Source organism: Flavobacterium xueshanense, assembly GCF_900112975.1.
Classification (GTDB): domain Bacteria; phylum Bacteroidota; class Bacteroidia; order Flavobacteriales; family Flavobacteriaceae; genus Flavobacterium; species Flavobacterium xueshanense.
On sequence record NZ_FONQ01000015.1, the window covers coordinates 59,194 to 79,877 of the forward strand.

Below are 20,684 nucleotides of genomic sequence, written 5' to 3' on the forward strand. Positions count from 1 at the left end.
CTGTTAAATAACATAACATTGTGTGTACCTATTCCTGAATACTAAAAAGGTAAATCAACATAAATTTATGCCAGGCATTAGCGGCACGCTCGCGCTAGCAATCGCATTATCGATTCCGCAGAGATTAAATATCTAAAATCAAAAATCGTTAATCAAAAATCTGAAATCTGCCCATCTTTACTCTTAAAGCTGTTAATTTCACATACAACAAAAATTTAAAGCATTAATTTACAAATTAGTATTCTATTCATACTTATTCAAATCTAGCTTAAGAATAGTACCTACTCTGCTAAACTCTTCATTAATCTTTGCATTCAAGATCAGTTGTTCATTAGTTATAGGATGATTAAAAATTAACTGATGGGCATGAAGCATCATTCCTTTCAGTTCAAAATTCTCCAACCATAATTTATTTTGTTTGTTACAACCATGTGGCCGACTTCCTAAAATGGGATGAAAAATATGCTTGAAATGTTTTCGTAATTGATGCATCCGTCCAGTTTCAGGAATCGCCTCTACCAAACAATATCTTGACGTAGGTTTATTGTTAAATTCTAACTCAATTTCGGTAGTTTGCAATCGACGAAAGTAGGTTATTGCATTTTGTATAATGCCATCATCATTGGTTAAATCATAATCAATCGTTAGTTCTTCGGGTGACCAACCACGTAAAATTGCTAAATATTTTTTTTCGACTTCGCGTGTGGCAAAACGATCATTCATAATTTTTAAAACGGCTGCATCCAACGCAAATAACAAGACACCAGATGTTTTGCGATCTAACCGATGAATAGGATAAACGTGTCGCCCTCCTATTTGATTTCTCAATTCTTGAATAGCAAAAACTTTTGCATCGCGCGCATAAAATGATTTGTGGACCAACAATCCACTTGGTTTATTAATTGCAATAATATATTCGTCTTGGTAAAGAATTTCTAACATTTGGCAAAAATAAAAGAGATTTTTATCGAAATCTCTTTTTTGACTTATTTATTTCTATACTTTTCTTTTTTTTCCGATCGTGAACACTAACAAAAGTAAATCACTAATAAATTTTTAATAGGCACGAGCAAAAAACGCGCTAGCAATCGTATTCTTAATTTTGCAGAGGTGAAATATCAAAAATCAAAAATCGTTAATCAAAAATCTGAAATCTAATTTACCCCAACCACCCATCACGATCCAAACTTCTATACTGAATAGCTTCAGCAATATGGCTGGAAACCATTATTGGAGCAGCATCAAGGTCAGCGATTGTGCGTGCCACTTTCAAAATACGATCATACGCACGAGCCGATAAATTCAATCGTTCCATGGCAGTTTTCAATAATTGCTTAGAAACATCGTCCAAGGCGCAATATTCCCGAATGTGTTTGGTGTTCATTTGGGCATTGTAATGAATATTCTCCATTTGCTCAAAGCGTTCGGTTTGAATTTCACGAGCTGCCGTCACTCTTTTGCGAATGTCAACACTGCTTTCTGCTTTTTGGTCATCCGATAATTTTTCGAAAGGAACTGGCGTTACTTCGATGTGAATATCAATTCGGTCTAATAATGGTCCTGAGATTTTACTCAAATATCGTTGCATTTCATGTGGCGAAGAAGTTTGTGGAGAATCCGGATCGTTGAAGAAACCACTAGGGCTCGGATTCATACTCGCCACAAGCATAAACGAGGACGGATAAGTTACTGTAAATTTTGCTCTGGAAATTGTCACTTCTCTATCTTCTAATGGTTGACGCATCACTTCCAAGACATCTCTCTTAAATTCTGGCAATTCATCCAGAAACAAAACTCCATTATGGGCCATAGAAATTTCGCCAGGTTGCGGATAACTTCCCCCTCCTACAAGTGCCACATTTGAAATAGTATGGTGCGGACTGCGAAACGGACGTTGATTCATCAAACCCACTTCCTTCAATTTTCCGGCAACACTATGAATTTTTGTAGTTTCTAATGCTTCCCGCAACGTCATTGGTGGCAAAATACTTGGTAATCGTTTGGCTAACATCGTTTTTCCTGCTCCCGGCGGGCCAATCAAAATAATGTTATGTCCACCGGCAGCAGCTATTTCCATACAACGCTTGATGCTTTCTTGTCCTTTCACATCAGAAAAATCAAATTCGGGAAAATCTAATGTCTTATAAAATTCGGCTCTTGTATCGATTGTTGTTGGTTCCAGAGTTCCTTTTCCTTCCAGGAAATCAATTACTTCCTGCACATTTTCGATTCCATACACATCCAGTCCTGCAACAATTGCGGCTTCTTTAACATTTTGCTTTGGAAGAAAAAAACCTTTAAAACCTTCCTCTTTGGCTTTAATGGCAATTGGCAAAGCACCTCGTATCGGTTGAAGGCTTCCATCAAGGGAAAGTTCTCCCATAATGATATATTTATCAACATCTTCTGCATTAATTTGTCCCGAAGCTACCAAAATCCCAATCGCTAGAGTCAAGTCATAGGCAGATCCTTCTTTACGCAAATCCGCAGGAGCCATATTGATAGTGATTTTTTTGCCGGGCATCGCGTAACCATTATTTTTGAGCGCTGCCGCAATACGGTAACTACTTTCCTTTATAGCATTGTCTGGCAAGCCAACTAAATGATATCCAATCCCTTTGTCAATATTTACTTCAACAGTAATCGTTGTGGCTTCGACTCCAAAAACTGCACTTCCAAAAACTTTTACTAACATGTGTCTGTATTTGATTCTAAAATTAGAAAAAACTTTTCTTATTATAATAACAAATCCTACAAAACTTCTAATGAAATAATGAATAACAAAAATTTATTCAAAAAATACTCAAAATTCTTTGGTATATAGCCTTATACCATACATTTTTCGCAAAAATCAAATGTTAAAATTAAAAAAATTGAAGGTATACTATTAGCATTTTTCTACTTTTAGAAAATAATTAGAAACCACACTATGAAAAAAATCTTACTCCTACTCTTTTTTAGTTTTTTACTGCCAAAAACCTACGCACAGGAATACTTTCCTAATAATGAAAGTGTTCAAAACAAAACCAGCAATTTTACTGCTTTTACCAATGCAAAAATCTATGTAACACCAACACAAGTTATCGAAAAAGGTACTTTACTGATTCAACACGGAAAAGTAATTGGTGTTGGAACTAATATTTCAATTCCTAAAAATTGTACGACAATCAATTTGGATGGAAAATCCATTTATCCTTCTTTTATTGACATTTACACCAGTTTTGGAATCGAAAAACCAAAAGCAACTACCGAACGGAATCCGTCATACGACACTAACAGATCAGGTTTTTATTGGAATGAGAGCATTCGTTCCGAGGTAAATGCCTACCAAGCTTTTAAATACGACCAAACTAAAGCGGAAGAATTATTGAAAGCTGGATTTGGTGTGGTAGGAACTCATGTACCTGACGGAATCGCCCGCGGATCAGGAACCTTAATCGCTTTAAATAACTTTGAAAAAAAGGATCAACTGCTTTCCGATAAAGTGACCAATCATTTTGCTTTTACTAAAAGTGTAACCACTAATCAATCCTATCCAAGTTCATTAATGGGAATGATGGCATTATTACGCCAAATGTATTATGATTTAGACTGGTATAAAAAAGGAAATTCAACTACCAAAGATTTGTCGTTAGAAGCCTTAGCGAATAATGAAAAGTTAGTGCAAATATTTGCTTCAGAAGACAAATTAAACAGTTTACGCGCTGCCAAAATAGCAAAAGAATTTGGCTTAAATTATGTTTTAAAAGGAAACGGAAATGAATTTGAACGCATTGAAGAAATCAAAAAAACGAATTCAAAATTTATTATTCCTGTCAATTTCCCGGAAGCGTATGATGTTTCAGACCCAAACCAAGCGAACCAAATGGAATTGAAAGACTTGCGTTTTTGGAACCAAGCACCGACAAACCTTAAAGTTTTAGCTGACAATGGAATTATTTTCGCCTTGACAACAGACAAGTTAAAGAAGATGGAAGATTTCAGACCAAATCTTTTAAGAGCCATCAAATATGGTTTTGATAAAACAAAAGCATTAGAAGCATTGACGACAATTCCTGCTGCTCTATTAGGAAAAAGTAACGTAATGGGAACTTTGAAAACAGGAAGTTTGGCGAATTTTGTGATTACATCCGGAGAAATTTTCGATGAAAAAACTGTGCTATACGAAAACTGGGTTCAAGGAAACAAATTTGTTGTCAATGACATCGCAACGAAGGACATTCGTGGAAATTATGATTTAACTATTAACGCTGAAAAATACAAATGGAAGATTGATGGCGAAATTACTGCACCAAAATCAGAAATCACAACGGTTGACGCAAAAAAAATCAAGTCAAAACTTACGATGACCAATAATTGGATTTCTACAGTTATTAAACCTAATGACTCCACTAAAACTAGTTTCACAAGATTAATTGGATATGTCGAAGACACCCAGAATCTTTCTGGAAAAGCGATTTTATTCAATGGAAATGAAGTAAAATGGTCGGCGGTAAAAACCTCTCCATTTGTAAAAGCAATTGATTCCTCTAAAATTGAGAAGAACAATATGATTATCCCAACAACATTTCCTAATGTTGCTTTCGGAAATCTAAAGAAACCTACAGCAGAAACAATACTTTTTAAAAATGCTACCGTTTGGACCAATGAAAAAGATGGTATTTTAGAAGAAACAGATGTATTGGTCAAAAACGGAAAAATAGCCTCTATCGGAAAAAATATTTCTGATGCATCCGCTACAGTCGTTGAAGCCAAAGGAAAACATTTAACCAGCGGAATTATTGATGAACATTCACATATCGCAATTTCTAATGGTGTGAATGAAGGCGGACACAACTCCAGCGCCGAGGTTACGATTCAAGATGTAGTGAATTCAGAAGACATAAATATTTACAGAGATTTAGCCGGTGGAGTTACGACATCACAATTATTGCACGGTTCAGCCAATCCAATTGGGGGACGTTCAGCGATTGTAAAATGGAAATGGGGAGCACCTGCAGATGAAATGCTGTACAAAGACCAACCAGGATTTATCAAATTCGCTTTGGGAGAAAATGTAAAACAAGCCAATTGGGGTAACGTAAATCCTACTCGTTTTCCACAAACTAGAATGGGTGTTGAGCAAGTTTTTACGGACTATTTTCAACGTGCTAAAGAATACGACTTAGCTTGGAAAAATTACAATTCTACTGGTAAAAAAGGAAAAGGGAAAGCGCCAAGAGTTGATTTAGAACTTCAAACATTAGCCGAAATCTTAAACAAAGAACGTTTCATCTCTTGTCATTCTTATGTACAATCTGAAATTTTGATGTTGATGAATGTAGCAGAAAAATTTGATTTTAGAGTCAATACCTACACCCACATTCTTGAAGGCTATAAAGTTGCCGACAAAATGAAAGAACACGGTGTTGGAGCCTCTACTTTTTCGGATTGGTGGGCTTATAAATTTGAAGTAAATGATGCTATTCCTTTCAACGGACCTATTATGCATAATGCCGGAATTGTAGTAGCCTACAACTCTGATGATGCTGAAATGTCCCGAAGATTGAATCAGGAAGCAGCAAAAGCAGTAAAATATGGGAATGTTTCTGAAGAAGATGCTTGGAAATTTGTTACTCTGAATCCTGCTAAACTATTGCATATTGATGACAAAGTAGGAAGTATCAAAGTGGGTAAAGATGCGGATATTGTATTGTGGAACACCAATCCATTATCAATTTATTCCAAAGCTGAAAAAACCTTAATTGAAGGTGTCGTATATTACGACGCTCAAAAGGATGAAGCGCAAAGAGTAGCAATTGCTAAAGAAAGAAGTGAGCTAATAGGTCAGTTATTGCAAGAAAAAAATAAAGGCATGACCACGCAAGAACCTAAAAAAACGGAGAAGAAAGAATATCATTGTGATACTTTAGAAGAATAATACAATGCATTTAAATTTCAAAAATCGTGCTTTTATGATAAAGCAAAGCAATTCTAAAAAATCTATAAATATGATTAGTAAAAAAATATATCTTTTAATATTGGCATTTAGTATATCAATACTTACACAGGCACAACAAACACCTGCCGCGAAACAATCAAAATCTATTTTGATTCTCAATGCTACAGCACACCTAGGAAATGGTGAAATAATTGAAAACAGTGCCATCGGATTTGTCGACGGGAAAATCACTTTGGTTGCAGATGCCAGAGTAATCCGATTGGCCGCAGGTGCATACGATGTAACAATTGATGCAAGCGGAAAACACGTTTATCCAGGATTCATAGCTCCAAATTCTACATTAGGTTTAGTTGAAATTGATGCCATAAAATCTTCTGATGATGAAGATGAAATTGGTGCCATGAAACCTCACGTAAGAAGTATTGTTGCTTACACAGCCGATTCAAAAGTAATAGAAACTGTAAGACCAAACGGTATTTTGATGGCTCAAATCACACCAAGAGGCGGAGTTATTTCTGGTTCTTCCTCAATTGTTCAACTAGATGCGTGGCACTGGAAAGATGCACTAATAAAAGAAAATGATGGAATTCACATCAACTTTCCTACTACGTTCAAACGTGGCGGTACCAGATTTGAACCGGGAAACATCGAGGCCAATAAGGATTATTCAAAACAAATTTTAGAATTATCCTCTTTTTTATCTAATGCAAAAGCGTATTTAGGCGAAAGTTCGAAAGAGCGAAATTTAGTTTTAGAATCCACAAAAGGTTTGTACGACGGAAGCCAAACTCTCTTTATTCATGCCAATGAAGAAAAACAAATCATCGATGCGGTGCAATTTACCAAAGAAAGTGGCATTAAAAAAATGGTGATTGTTGGCGGATATGAAGCCTACAAAACAGCTGAATTATTACAAAAAAATAATATTGGCGTGCTGCTTAGACGAGTGCATGAAATGCCCGAAAATGATGATCATGATATTGATTTACCATACAAAAATGCTAAATTATTAACAGATAAAGGAGTTCTTGTAGGTCTAGAAAACAGTGGTGCCCATGAAAGAATGAATACCAGAAATTTACCATTTTTAGCAGGAACATGCGCTGCGTACGGACTAGATAAAGAGCAAGCGTTGCAATTAATAACCTCAAATACTGCTAAAATACTAGGAATTGATGCGCAATGTGGTACCTTAGAGCAGGGAAAAGACGCTACACTATTTGTTTCTGAAGGTGATGCTTTGGATATGAGAACAAATAAATTGACCAACGCTTTTATCCAAGGCAGGATGATCAGTCTGGAAACGCATCAAACAAAGCTGAACGACCGCTATAAAACGAAATACAATCAAAAATAAAGTAATACAATGGGACTATTTAATGCCATTTTAGGCAATGCATCTGAAGTAAATATTGAAAATATTTCTAATGAGTTTGAGCCAATCTTAATTGATGGAGAAAAAATTGAAAAAGCTTATAAACTTATTAGGGATATGTTTATTTTCACCAATAAAAGACTGATTTTGGTTGAAAAACAATTGGTTGGAAGCAAAGTTGATTACATGTCAATTCCGTATTCAAGTATTAAGAAATTCTCTAAAGAAAGCGCCGGAATATTGGATTTGGATGCCGAATTAAAAATTTGGTTGAATCACGACAACAATCCAATTGTCAAACAATTTGGAAAAGGCGGAAACAACATTAATGAAGTATACAAAATTTTAAGCATGCATACTTTGAAATAGAAACAATCTTGAAGAAATCATAAAAATGACATTAATTGAAATTCATTCAATTGGTGTCATTTTTCTTTTACCCAATTCTGTTTACAGTAAAAAAAATAAAATTACTCCGAATCAGAATATTAAATATTTTGAGAATACCCACTTTAATATTTAAAAACAGATTTTCCTTTAACCTTACTTTAACAAATTCTAATTTTTAGCTCAAAATTACACTATACCTATAATAAAAAGGGGTACGCATTGTTTAAATCATAAAAATAAAACATTCAATAGCTTTTTTAAAGGGGGTTAATGATGATTTTTATATTTTTATTGAAATTTAAAACGAAAAACAATGAGAAAAATTATTTTAAGTGTGTTATTAATCACAATCCTGCTATTAACCTTTTTTTCAAATTATTTTCTAACAGATAACCCTGCTCCGGCAGAAGCTGTAAAATTTGATACTGGCGATACCGCTTGGATGATTGTTGCTACAGCACTTGTATTAATTATGACTCCTGGTTTAGGTTTCTTTTATGGTGGAATGGTAGGCAAAAAAAATGTTATCAGTACCATGCTTCAAAGTTTTATGGCAATGATAATTGTAACCCTTTTATGGATTGTTATCGCTTTTGGATTATCATTTGGCCCATCAATTGGTGGCATCATAGGAAATCCTATCCCAAATTTATTTTTCCAAGGTGTAGGAACCAACACATCATGGAGTTTGGCTCCAACAATCCCTTTTATGTTGTTTGCTTTATTTCAAGCGAAATTCGCCATAATCACACCAGCATTAATTACAGGCGCATTTGCGGAAAGAATTCGTTTTTGGGCATACTTATTATTTATGGTTTTATTCATATTATTTGTTTATACCCCATTGGCGCATATGACTTGGCATCCAGATGGTATTTTCTTTAAAATGGGAGTTTTGGATTTCGCCGGTGGAACAGTTGTTCACATGAGTGCTGGATGGGCTGCTTTAGCCGGAGCCATTTTCTTAGGAAAAAGAAAAGTACAAAAAGTAAATCCTGCTCGTATCACTTATGTATTATTAGGAACTGGTTTATTATGGTTTGGATGGTTTGGTTTCAATGCGGGATCAGCTTTAGGTTCAAACGGTTTGGCAGTTCAAGCGCTTGGTACAACTACTGTTGCAGCTGCGGCGGCGGGAATGTCTTGGGTATTTCTTGATAAAATTCTTGGTCACAAACTTTCTGCAATGGGAGCTTGTATCGGTGTTGTAGTAGGTTTAGTCGCCATTACTCCTGCGGCAGGATTTGTAAGCATTCCACACGGAATGTTCATCGGAGCCTTTGCCAGTATAGTGAGTAATTTAGTGGTTAGAAGTTTCCATAAAGGGAAAATTGATGATGCTTTAGACGTTTTCGCCTGTCATGGTGTCGGTGGAATGGTTGGAATGCTTTTAACTGGAGTATTTGCTTCAAAATCAATCAACTCTTTTGTTGGTGATAACCAAGGACTGATTTTTGGCGATGCTACATTATTCTTGAACCAATTAACTGCTTTAGTAGTCGTTTCCATATTTGCTTTTACAGCTTCTTATTTCCTTTTCTTTATTGTAAATAAAATTACACCGCTTCGTGTAAGTGAAGAAAAAGAAGAGTTAGGTTTAGATATTTCTCAACATGGTGAGTTTTTGTAAATCATCATAAAATCATTAAACTCTCTGAAATTCAGAGCGTCTATTTTTGCTCTAAAACTGTCCTAAATACCGATAATTTACAAAGTAATACTTATCCATTAAACAATGAACTAACAGCATAAAATCTAATTTATCAAATATTAATTTTAGCCAACATACTTTAAAACAAAATCCCAATCTTAAAAAAAAGATTGGGATTTTATTTTAAAATATAGTCTAATGATTTCTTATTACTTAACCCGATTATCTATTTTAAGATAGTAAACTCAACTTTTGAATCATTATAAATTCTATGGGTTTGTTTTTGAAAATCTTCTGGTTTTGCATAAAAAATATTATCAACAAACGTTTGCGGATTCAAATCAATAAATGGAAACCACGTACTCTGAACCTGAATCTGAATTTTATGTCCTTTTTTGAACGTATGAAAAACATCTTGCAATTTAATATTTACTGGCGTTTTTTCATTGGCAATAAAAGGTTCCGGTTTTGAGAAACTATTTCTGAAACGTCCTCTCATAACCTCGCTGCGCACCATCATATGGTAATTACTCATCTTTAAATAAGGTGCAACTTCTTTTGTTTCCGGCTCGTCGTTAGGAAAAACGTCAATCACCTTAACAATCCAATCCGCATCTGTTCCTGTGGTTGACACTTGTAATTTTGCCAATATTTCTCCGGCTAATGTAGTATCGTCGTTCAATACTTCTGTTTCAAAAACAATCACATCTGGGCGTCTAGCCGCAAAACGCTGATCATCCGTCATGTATTTCCTTGGCGTTAGCCCTGCTTGTTTGATATCTTCAGAATAAGGAACCGGCTTTTTAGGATCACTGATGAATTCTTCAAAAGAAATATTTTTCTTCGCCATTTTTGTCAATTGACTTCCTTGCAAAAAGAAATCTTGTTTTTCAGTATTTTGAGGAGGCCAAGTTTCATACGTTTTCCATTCTTTTCTTCCAGTGTCAAAAACATAGGCTTCCGGTAATTTGTTTTCACCTTTCCCATTATTTTTTAAGAAATGACGGAAGAAATTAGCTTCTATATTTTTTTGATAATAACCGGAAATACTGTCTCCAAAATTAATATTACCGATCACTTGTTTTGCAGAATTTCTAGCCCAATCACCGTGACTCCATGGTCCCATTACGATCGTGTTGTAGTTTTTGCTGCTCTTTTCTATTGTACTATAGGTATTCAAAGGACCATATAAATCTTCAGCATCAAACCAACCTCCTACTGTCATTACAGCTGGTTTAATGTTTTTTAAATGTTGTAAAATGCCACGCTTTTGCCAAAAATCATCATAACTGGAATGGTCTTTCAGCTGTTGCCAAAACTCATTATCTTTATTGTAATACTGATCTAAATTAGACAATGGGCCTGCATCCAAGAAAAACTGGTAATCGTCATTGCTACCTATAGTGGTGAATTTATACCATGGCTCAGTAGTACGTTTTGTTTTTTGAGGTCCAAATAATGGCGTTACTTTCCAATAGCTCAACAAATAAGCGCCATTATGATGAAAATCATCAAAAAAGAAATCAGCAATACACGCTTGAGGCGAAACTGCTTTTAATGCGGGATGATTACTTAATAGTGAATAGGTCGCATAAAAACCCGGATATGAAATCCCCCAAGTTCCAACGTTTCCATTATTGTTAGCCACATTTTTAACCAACCAATCAATAGTATCATTCGTATCCGAAGCTTCATCGGTATCTTTCTTTCCTTTTTTATTTGGAATAAAACCACGCATATTGTCGTATGAACCATCACTCATAAATCTACCGCGAACATCTTGATAAACTACAATATATCCTTCCTTCATCATGGTTTCACTTGGAGAAATACTTTTCTTGAACTGATTTTCTCCATAAGGCCCAGAATTATAAGGCGTTCTTTGCATTATAATAGGATATTTTTTAGAAACGTCTTTTGGAGTGTAAATGGAAGTAAACAACTCTGCACCATCACGCATCTTGATATGCACTTCTTTTTTAGTATAATTATCCGCAACATAATTAGGTGCTTTATCTTGGGCAAAAAGAATTGCACCAATAAAAAAAAGAGAAATACTTAATAATTTTTTCATGAATTTTTTGGATTTAAATAGTTTTTAAAGATAAAAAATCTTGTAGAAAATCATCTTGTTATTTTGTTTATTATTTTACGAATAATAGTTAACGATTAGTAATAAATAACAAAAAGTGTTTCAACTATTCCAAGTGATTTTATATCACTATTTTTACAAAAAAAGGAGTAATCGACATGCTATTTAATGTTGATTTTTATTTCAAAAACTTTAAAAACTGCCGTTATAAATTAAATTTACATTTTTTTTGAACAAAAGATTATTTTAACTTTTCCCAACAAAAATTTAAATAGCATTTATTTTATAATGCTATGATATGTAATGCATTGAGTCTGTATTTCGTTTTTATTTTATTGTTAAAACGCTTAAAAAAAGTCTCTAATTTATTTATAAAAAAGACTTTGCTTAAACTTTTAGAGTGCTTTTTGGATAAATTTACCCTACATTTGTAAAATACCAATTTATTATTTGCGGGTTAAATAGTCTCTTTTTGCAAACTATTATTCCAAAATAAAAAAACCTTGATTTCAGAAATCATTCTGAAAAAATCATCTTTTTTGTAGTTTACTACATCTTTTGCCTTTTGGAAAAATTCCATTTACAGGCTATTAAATAATCTAAAATAAATAATATGCACATAATAGATTATGCAATCTTTGTTATTTATATGCTGGCTATGTTAGGAGTTGGCGTTTATTTTTTCAACAAAAACAAAACCGCTGAAGATTTTTATGTAAGTGGCAGAAATATGAGTAGCTGGCACATCGGATTGTCCGTGGTAGCCACAGATGTTGGCGGTGGATTTTCAATTGGTCTGGGCGGGCTGGGTTTTACGATGGGAATATCAGGATCTTGGATGCTATTCACCGGATTATTAGGTGCTTGGCTCAGTGCCGTTTTCCTTATTCCAAAAGTGAGTGCCTTAGGCCATAAATACAAGTTTTTCACTTTTCCACAAATATTTAATCATTTTTACAACGCCAAAGTTGCGTTGCTGGCCGGAATTATTTCGGCCGTTGGATATATTGGATTTACGAGTTCTCAGGTTTTGGCTGGAGCCAAATTAGCTTCGGCAACCATAGCAGGGCTTAATTTACAAACAGCACTGATTGTAATGGGACTTATCGCGGTAATTTACACGGCTATTGGAGGATTAAAAGCCGTCATATATACCGACACGATTCAATGGTTAGTTCTAATTGGCGGATTGGTTTTCATAGGAATTCCAATTGCCTACACCGCCGTTGGAGGTTACGAGGCTATCAAAACTACATTGGCACCCGAATATTTATCGTTGACTAATGTGAAATGGTATCAGATTGTAAATTGGTCCATAACCATAATACCCATTTGGTTTGTAGGAATGACTTTATATCAGCGAATTTATGCCAGCAAAGGTGAAAAAGAAGCAAAAAAAGCATGGATGATCGCGGGTGTTTTTGAATGGCCCATAATGGCATTTATGGGAGTGATTTTGGGGATGCTCGCTAAAGTGGCCGCCACGAAAGGAATGTTTGCTGGCATTACTGATGCAGCTTCTATGGACAGCGAGATGGGATTGCCTATTTTATTAGCAACTATACTTCCTGTAGGATTAATGGGCTTGATGCTATCCTCCTATTTTTCGGCCATACTTTCGACTGCTGATAGTTGTTTAATGGCAGCATCCGGAAATATTGTTACTGATATTATTGCTAAATTTTCTAAAAAAGAATTGAGTCATAAAAAAGAGTTGCAACTGTCACAATTGGTCACGCTGATTGTAGGTTTTCTTGCTATTTTAATAGCTTCACAAATGCAAAATGTGCTGGAACTTATGCTTTATTCCTATGCTTTTATGGTTTCAGGATTGTTTATCCCAGTGATAGGCGCTTTGTTTTGGAAAAAAAGCCATCCGACAGCGGCTTTTTGGAGTATGCTTTTTGGAGGCGCTACCACAATCCTGCTAATTGTTACGGAGAATAAACTACCCTTAGGAATAAAACTTCCGGAACACTTAGACGCAAACCTCTATGGAATAAGTATTTCACTTATTTTATTTGTTACAATATCAATCTATCATTTTAACAAAAAAGAAAGACAAAATGGAATTCAAACAAATTAATGCGATTACTGGAGCAGATACAATTTACACCAATCAAATTGTAGCACTATTCCTTTATACTCATTTAGAACAATATGGCGATACCATTACAGACATTCAAAAATGTATTGATTATGTCATGAATCCTGATAAGGGAGGAAATATTATAGTGGGAATCGAGGAACAAAAAATTGTAGGTGTTGTGATCTTAAACAACACGGGAATGAAAGATTTTATTCCCGAAAATATTTTGGTATACATTGCCGTAGACAACAGTCAGCGCGGAAAAGGTTTAGGAAAACAATTGATGCAAAAAGCCATATCAATTGCCGAAGGGAATATTGCACTGCATGTAGAACCAGACAATCCAGCCAAAAAGTTATATGAAAAATTAGGCTTTACGAATAAATATTTGGAAATGCGTCTTATCAAATAGTCCAAAATGGAAAAATCAAACCAGTATATCGATTCACTTGTGCGGTTGCGAAAGGAATTACACAAACACCCTGAGGTTTCAGGAACAGAAATTCAAACCGCTAAACGCGTCATTTCATTTCTCGAAAATTATCCTCCTGATGAATTGATTACCGGAATAGGAACAACGGGCATAATCGCAATTTATAAAGGTACAAAAACCGGAAAAACAGTATTATTCCGGTGTGAACTGGATGCTTTGCCAATTGAAGAGAGCAATACTTATGAACATCGTTCCATCATTAATGGCGTTTCACATAAATGCGGACACGATGGCCACATGGCCATTCTTTGCGGTTTAGCTGCCGAATTACATCATAAAAAACCGGAATCAGGAACTGTAATTTTGCTATTTCAACCAGCCGAAGAAGATGGCAGTGGTGCTCAAAAAGTATTGTTAGATCACAAATTTACTTTATTGCAACCCGATTACGTATTTGCGCTGCACAATTTACCTGGATTTCCAATACATCAAATTGTAGTGAAAAACGAAACTTTTACCTGCGCCGTAAACAGCATTATTATAAAATTAAAAGGCAAAACCGCCCATGCAGGTGAACCCGAAAAAGGAATAAACCCTGCCTTAGCAATAGCCACTATTATAAATCAATTCAACGCAAATATTCAAACCGACAGTACTAAAGAAAATTATTGCCTGATTACCCCTATTTATGCCAAAATAGGAAGTAAAGCCTATGGCGTAGCTGCTGGTGATGGAGAAATTCATTTTACAGTGCGAAGCGACAGCAATTTGCAGATGAGAAAAATTGAATTGACGTTAGAAAAGATAGCAAAATCAATCGCAAAAGCGCATCATCTGAAGTGTAAAACCAGATGGGCGCAAAGTTTTCAAGCCAATGAGAATGATAAAACGGCTGTAGCAATTATCAGAAAGGCCGCAAAAGTTACTGATTTTACATTATTCGAAAAAGAAAAACCATTTACGTGGGGTGAAGATTTTGGCTTATTTACACAACACTATCCTGGCGCAATGTTTGGAATAGGAGCAGGAATAAACACACCTGCTTTACACAATCCTGATTATGATTTCCCGGATGAAATTATAGCAACTGGAGTAGCTGTTTTTCATGAAATCAGTAAACAAATTACAAATGCACACTAATTCACTCATAGAGCTTGATCGCTCTGCATATCAAAACAACATCGGTTTTCTAAAAAAAACCTTTGGAAAAAAAGTTATTATTTCCAGTGTAGTAAAAGGAAATGCTTATGGTCATGGGGTACAGGAATTTGTGTCTATGGCTTTTGAATGTGGCGTAAAGCATTTTTCTGTTTTTGATGTTCAGGAAGCTAAAGTTGTAAAAACTACTTTAACTAATAAGGCGACAATTATGGTAATGGGACTTGTACAAGATGAAGATCTGGAATGGGTAATCCAAAATGACGTCGAATTTTTTGTTTTTGATAAAAGCCGACTTACTAATGCTATGAAAGTAGCCAAAAAACTCGATAGAAAAGCAATTCTGCATATTGAAGTAGAAACCGGAATGAACAGAACCGGTTTTGACAAAAAGGAACTGAATGCTGTGATTACTTATTTAAAAAAAGAAGAACAGCATCTCACTTTCAAAGGACTTTGTACTCATTATGCGGGCGCCGAAAGTATCGCTAATTATTATAGAGTAGATCAACAAATTAAGAAGTTCGAAGAAATATATGCCTTTTTTTGTAAAAATAATCTAAAGCCACAAATCAGACATTCCGCTTGCTCTGCGGCATCAATAATGTTTCCGCAAACGCGAATGGATATGGTGCGCATCGGAATTATGCAATATGGATTGTGGCCCAGTCCAGAAGTATTTGTAACGTACCTTAATTCTAAAAAGAATAAAACAGATCCATTACAACGCGTTATCACCTGGAAAAGTGCTATAATGAGCGTTAAAAAAGTAAATAGTGGTGAATTTATAGGATATGGAACCAGTTTTATGGCTAAAAGAAAAATGACAATTGCTACTATTCCCATTGGCTATTGCCACGGATACAGTCGTTCACTTAGCAATCAAGGCCGTGTGCTTATCCATGGACAACGCTGCGTTGTTGTGGGCTCCGTGAATATGAATATGATGACCGTCGACATTACTGATCTCGAGATGGCAAAAAAAGAGGATGAAGTGGTCCTCATAGGCACTCAGAAAGAGTTATCGATTTCTGTTGCTTCATTTAGTGATTTTAGCGATCAGCTCAATTATGAATTATTAACTCGGATTTCTAAAGCAATTCCACGTAAAATTATAAAATAATGGCCTTTATAAAATTATACCGCAAAAAATTACAGGAAAATTATCATTTTTTAGACCACATATTTAAATCCAGAAATATTCAGTGGGGAGTAGTGTCAAAACTCTTATGTGGAAATAAAATTTATCTTAAAGAAATTATCGCTTTAGGAGTACGTGAAATTCATGATTCCAGAGTAAGTAATTTAAAAAAAATTAAGGGACTGGATCCGGAAATTCAAACCGTTTATATAAAACCACCAGCAAAACGAAGTATTGAAAGCATTGTTAAGTATGCCGATATCAGTTTTAATACTGAAATCTACACCATACAATTACTTTCCGATGAAGCAGTGAAGCAAAATAAGACGCACAAAATCATAATCATGATTGAAATGGGTGATCTTCGTGAGGGTGTTATGGGAGAAGAATTAATAGCCTTTTATGGTACTATTTTAAAAATGCCGAATATCGAAATCTCTGGAATTGGTACCAATTTTAATTGCCTCAGCGGTGTAATGCCAACACAGGATAAACTGATTCAATTGAGTTTATACAAACAATTAATCGAAGCTAAATTCAACATCAGTATTCCCTTCGTATCGGGAGGAACTTCTGTTACGGTACCGTTACTACTCAAAAATGCCCGACCAATGGCAGTGAATCATTTCCGAATAGGAGAAGCGCTCTTCTTCGGGAAAGATTTGTTCACCGGAAATACCATTGAAGGAATGCACCATGATGTTTTCAAATTGTATGCTGAAATCATCGAAATTACTGAAAAACCAAATACACCAACAGGTGAATTAGGCGAGAATGTAGCAGGAAATTCCTTTTCAATGAATCAGGTTACTGATTTGGGAATTACTTCACTCAGAGCCATTCTAGATATTGGATTATTGGACATGCAACCCCAATACATCGAATCTGACGACGAAGATATTACAATTGTGGACGCCAGTTCTGACATGCTGGTAATAGATATTTCAAATTCTAAAAAAACCTATAAAATTGGAGATTTAGTTGCTTTTAAAATAAGATATATGGGTGCATTGTATCTTTTAAATTCCGACTATATCGAAAAAATAATCGAATAAAAAGGCCTATCTAGCCTTTTTAAATCGATCAATTCCCTCTCTCAACCATCCTTTATAAGCATTGATATCTGAATTATAACTTTCTGGTTTATCAGATAACATGTTTTCTTCGGTATCCAAAACAATGTAATACGGTTGCGCATTGGCTTTGTATCTTGTAATTTGAAAATCACTCCATTTATTCCCCACACTTACAATTTCTTTACCCGTTTCTTTAGATACATATTGCTCGCTTTTTGGCAATTCTCTTTTATCATCAACATATAAAGAGATCAACACCACTTCATCTTGTAATATTTTTAAAATCGCAGGATCAGACCAAACATAATCTTCCATTTTTCTGCAATTTACACAAGCATATCCTGTGAAATCAAGTAAAATGGGTTTATTTACTGATTTAGCATAAGCCAATCCTTTTTCATAATCTTCAAAAGCTATAAGATCATGCGGTCCTAAATGTGCGCCGTCCGGCAAAATTAGAGCTGATGCATTAGTACCACCTTTAGAGTTTCCCACTCCGTATGGACTTTCGCTATAGGTCATTGGCGGCGGGAAACCAGAAATTAATTTTAAAGGTGCTCCCCAAATTCCTGGAATTAAATAGATGGTAAAGGCCAAAACTACTAATCCAAAAGACAATCTTCCCACTGAAATATGATTCATGGGGCTATCATGCGGAAGCGTAATTTTTCCGAATAAATAAAATGCCAATGTTCCAAAAATAGCAATCCAAATCGCTAAGAAAACTTCTCTTTCCAAGAAATGCAACTGCAGTACCAAATCGGCATTCGATAAAAATTTGAATGCCAAAGCCAATTCTAAAAATCCTAAAACTACTTTAACGGTATTCAACCATCCACCGGATTTTGGCAGTGAATTCAACCAACCTGGGAACATCGCAAACAACATAAAAGGTAAAGCTAAGGCCAATGAAAATCCGAACATTCCGATAATTGGTGCAATACCGCCTTTAGAAGCTGCTTCAACCAAAAGTGTTCCTACTATGGGTCCTGTGCAAGAAAAAGATACAATCGCTAATGCCAACGCCATGAATAAAATTCCAATTATTCCGCCTCTGTCGGCTTGATTATCTACTTTATTAGCCCATGAATTAGGCAACATAATTTCAAAAGCTCCTAAAAATGAGGCAGCAAATGTGACCAATAAAATAAAAAATATAATATTAAACCAAACATTTGTCGACAACGCATTCAGTGCATCGGCACCAAAAATCCAGGTCACCAAAAAGCCTAAAACTACATAAATGAATATAATGGCAATTCCATAAATAATGGCGTTCCTAATTCCTTTTGCTTTTGTTTTACTTTGTTTCGTAAAAAAACTTACCGTCATAGGAATCATCGGGAAGACACAAGGAGTAAGCAACGCGGCAAATCCAGAAAGAAAAGCAATGAAGAAAATAGACCATAAACCTCTTTGTTTTGAAGATTTAGAATCTAATACAGGAACTTTTTCAGGAGTAACACTTTGTGCTTTATTTACATCTGTATTTACAACTGCAGTATCAACTTTAGCCGAATCTATAGTAGTTAAATCGGTTGCTAAAGTAGCTACTTCTGCTGTTTTTGAACCCTCAGGAATGGTAAACGAAAAATTATTCTCGATATTGATGCACGCTTCTTTACAAACTTGATAATTAAAGTTGACTTCAATTTTCGTGATTTTCGGATTTGTAATCGAAATCTCCTGCTGAATTTGAGCTTTTTTCTCAAAGTACGTTTCGTTCACTTCAAAAATATCATTGAAAGCAGTCGTGGTTTTGCTTTCTTTAGCTTTGCCCACTAAATTAAAATTTCCTTTTTGATTTTTAAAACTAATTTCCAAAGGCAAAGAGCCGCCTTCAGCCGTAAATTGGGAATACAGATGCCAATCTTTTTCTATAATAGCATCAAAAGTTAGGATGTAATTAGTTTCTGATTTTTTTTCTATTTTGGTCGTCCATTTTGCAGGATCAAGAATTTGAGCGTCACCATTGGCAAAAGCCAAAAAAGCAATAAGTATAAATAGTAGTTTCTTCATTATTATAATTGTATTTTAAGTATATTTTTTGTTGTGTCATCTATTCTAAAACGTTCATCCTGACGCAGACCAATAATCCAAACAATTTCATCATCCGAACTCAAAAGCCACAAGTTTTCTTTTTCTATCAATGATAATTTTTCATCTTTAAAAAGCTTACTCACTTTCTTCGATTTACCATTCATACCAAAAGGTTGAAAACTGTCGCCCTCGTTCCAATGGCGCAAAACTAAAGGAAATTGCAATTTATCAGCATCCACAAAGATAGCTTTATTTGAAACGTTATTAATGTCAGCTACTTTACAAAATGAAAGATTTAAGGGAATCTTAACTTCTTTTTGATCTTCAGCAATAAAATATTCCTCCTTTTCATTTACGAAATTTATCGGACTTAGGATTAGAGAATCTCTATCTTTTAACAATCGAAATTCATGAGAATATACGTATTTTCCAGATTGGCTTTCGACCAAATCATAAATATCATCCCATGCCGAAAATTCAAATTCTTTTAACCATTGATATAAATATGATTTATAATTGGGTAATTTTTTTAATTTTATTAAATCAAAATAAATAGTATCCTCCTCTTGTTTTGCAACTTGCTGATAAATCATGATGGAAGCATCTTCAACCATAACTTGCGCTTCCTGCAAATACGTTTGTGTTTTGTTAAACGAGGAAAGGAAATGTGGATTTAATTCTTTTAACATTGGAACCAGATGATGGCGAATTTTATTGCGAAGGTATTTATCCGATGCATTACTGCTGTCTTCGCGCCATTGAATGCTATTTAATCCGGCATATTCTTCCATTTCGTCTTGGCTAAATGCCAAAAGTGGACGTATCACTTTTTCGTTTTGTTCTGCAATCCCTGTCAAACCTTCTAATCCAGTTCCTCGACTGAAGTTGATTAGGAATGTTTCCAGATTATCATCGGCATGATGTGCCGTAAGAATATAGTCGAATTTTTCGGTTTCCAATAACTCATAAAACCAATTATACCGCAACTCTCGGGCTGCAACTTGGGTCGAAAGTTTATAATCTTCAGCAAAAGCTTTAGTGTCAAATTGAGTTATAAACACGGGGATTTCATGTGCCGTGGCATACTCGTGAACAAAATTTTGATCTTCAAAACTTTCCATTCCACGCAATTGGAAATTGCAATGTGCAATTCCTATTTTATAATCCAATTGCCTAAACAGATGCACCATAACCATACTGTCTTTGCCTCCGCTTGTGGCAAGAAGGATTTTTTTTCCGTTCAAGAACTGGAAATTACGGAGAAGATGGTTTTTGAATTTCTGTAACATATTCAAATT

General features: G+C 35.0%; 14 protein-coding genes. 9 read left to right on the top strand and 5 right to left on the bottom strand.

Going from position 1 to position 20,684, the window contains the following annotated elements:
* Positions 1–243: 243 nt before the first annotated feature.
* Both BMZ76_RS12915 and BMZ76_RS12920 read right to left on the bottom strand, forming a co-directional pair.
* A complete protein-coding gene (locus BMZ76_RS12915) occupies positions 244–942 on the bottom strand; it encodes a pseudouridine synthase (protein ID WP_091207421.1) in 699 nt (232 codons plus the stop codon).
* A gap of 217 nt (positions 943–1,159) precedes the next feature.
* The gene (locus BMZ76_RS12920; RefSeq protein ID WP_091207425.1) at positions 1,160–2,695 is read right to left on the bottom strand and encodes a YifB family Mg chelatase-like AAA ATPase; all 1,536 of its coding nucleotides are present in this window, start codon (positions 2,693–2,695) and stop codon (positions 1,160–1,162) included.
* 234 nt (positions 2,696–2,929) lie between these two features.
* On the opposite strand from BMZ76_RS12920, the gene BMZ76_RS12925 reads away from it, so the two are divergent.
* From BMZ76_RS12925 to BMZ76_RS12940, 4 genes are all read left to right on the top strand, one after another.
* The gene (locus BMZ76_RS12925; protein ID WP_091207428.1) at positions 2,930–5,920 is read left to right on the top strand and encodes an amidohydrolase family protein; all 2,991 of its coding nucleotides are present in this window, start codon (positions 2,930–2,932) and stop codon (positions 5,918–5,920) included.
* A 34-nt stretch (positions 5,921–5,954) separates the two neighbouring features.
* On the top strand, positions 5,955–7,298 hold the full coding sequence (locus BMZ76_RS12930) for an amidohydrolase family protein (RefSeq protein WP_244281816.1): 1,344 nt from the start codon (positions 5,955–5,957) through the stop codon (positions 7,296–7,298).
* Between the two features lie 9 nt (positions 7,299–7,307).
* Positions 7,308–7,685 (top strand): PH domain-containing protein, encoded by a 378-nt coding sequence (locus tag BMZ76_RS12935; protein WP_091207433.1) that lies wholly within the window; start codon positions 7,308–7,310, stop codon positions 7,683–7,685.
* Positions 7,686–8,019: 334 nt separating this feature from the next.
* Positions 8,020–9,336 carry an ammonium transporter gene (locus BMZ76_RS12940; RefSeq protein ID WP_091207438.1) on the top strand — a complete coding sequence of 439 codons (1,317 nt, stop codon included), beginning with the start codon at positions 8,020–8,022 and terminating at the stop codon, positions 9,334–9,336.
* Positions 9,337–9,583: 247 nt separating this feature from the next.
* On the opposite strand, the gene BMZ76_RS12945 is transcribed toward BMZ76_RS12940, so the two are convergent.
* Positions 9,584–11,431 (bottom strand): CocE/NonD family hydrolase, encoded by a 1,848-nt coding sequence (locus BMZ76_RS12945; protein ID WP_091207441.1) that lies wholly within the window; start codon positions 11,429–11,431, stop codon positions 9,584–9,586.
* A gap of 631 nt (positions 11,432–12,062) precedes the next feature.
* Here BMZ76_RS12945 and BMZ76_RS12950 point away from each other — a divergent pair.
* Genes BMZ76_RS12950 through BMZ76_RS12970 form a run of 5 tightly spaced genes read left to right on the top strand, consistent with a single transcriptional unit; the run spans position 12,063 to position 17,325 of the window.
* Entirely contained in the window at positions 12,063–13,535 is a 1,473-nt protein-coding gene (locus BMZ76_RS12950; protein ID WP_091207444.1) for a sodium:solute symporter family protein, read from the top strand.
* Positions 13,516–13,950, top strand: a complete 435-nt coding sequence (locus BMZ76_RS12955) for a GNAT family N-acetyltransferase (RefSeq protein ID WP_091207447.1) — start codon at positions 13,516–13,518, stop codon at positions 13,948–13,950. The genes BMZ76_RS12950 and BMZ76_RS12955 overlap by 20 nt, the downstream gene beginning before the upstream one ends.
* A 6-nt stretch (positions 13,951–13,956) precedes the next feature.
* Entirely contained in the window at positions 13,957–15,111 is a 1,155-nt protein-coding gene (locus tag BMZ76_RS12960; RefSeq protein ID WP_091207449.1) for an amidohydrolase, read from the top strand.
* Positions 15,101–16,252, top strand: coding sequence for an alanine racemase (gene alr, locus BMZ76_RS12965; RefSeq protein WP_091207493.1), 1,152 nt, complete (start codon positions 15,101–15,103; stop codon positions 16,250–16,252). The genes BMZ76_RS12960 and alr overlap by 11 nt, the downstream gene beginning before the upstream one ends.
* Positions 16,252–17,325, top strand: coding sequence for an alanine/ornithine racemase family PLP-dependent enzyme (locus BMZ76_RS12970; protein WP_091207451.1), 1,074 nt, complete (start codon positions 16,252–16,254; stop codon positions 17,323–17,325). The genes alr and BMZ76_RS12970 overlap by 1 nt, the downstream gene beginning before the upstream one ends.
* A gap of 6 nt (positions 17,326–17,331) precedes the next feature.
* Here the strand turns inward: BMZ76_RS12970 and BMZ76_RS12975 are convergent, their stop codons facing one another.
* Positions 17,332–19,365 (bottom strand): protein-disulfide reductase DsbD family protein, encoded by a 2,034-nt coding sequence (locus BMZ76_RS12975; protein ID WP_091207454.1) that lies wholly within the window; start codon positions 19,363–19,365, stop codon positions 17,332–17,334.
* Between the two features lie 2 nt (positions 19,366–19,367).
* On the bottom strand, positions 19,368–20,675 hold the full coding sequence (gene tilS / locus BMZ76_RS12980) for a tRNA lysidine(34) synthetase TilS (protein ID WP_091207456.1): 1,308 nt from the start codon (positions 20,673–20,675) through the stop codon (positions 19,368–19,370).
* Between the last annotated feature and the right edge of the window lie 9 nt (positions 20,676–20,684).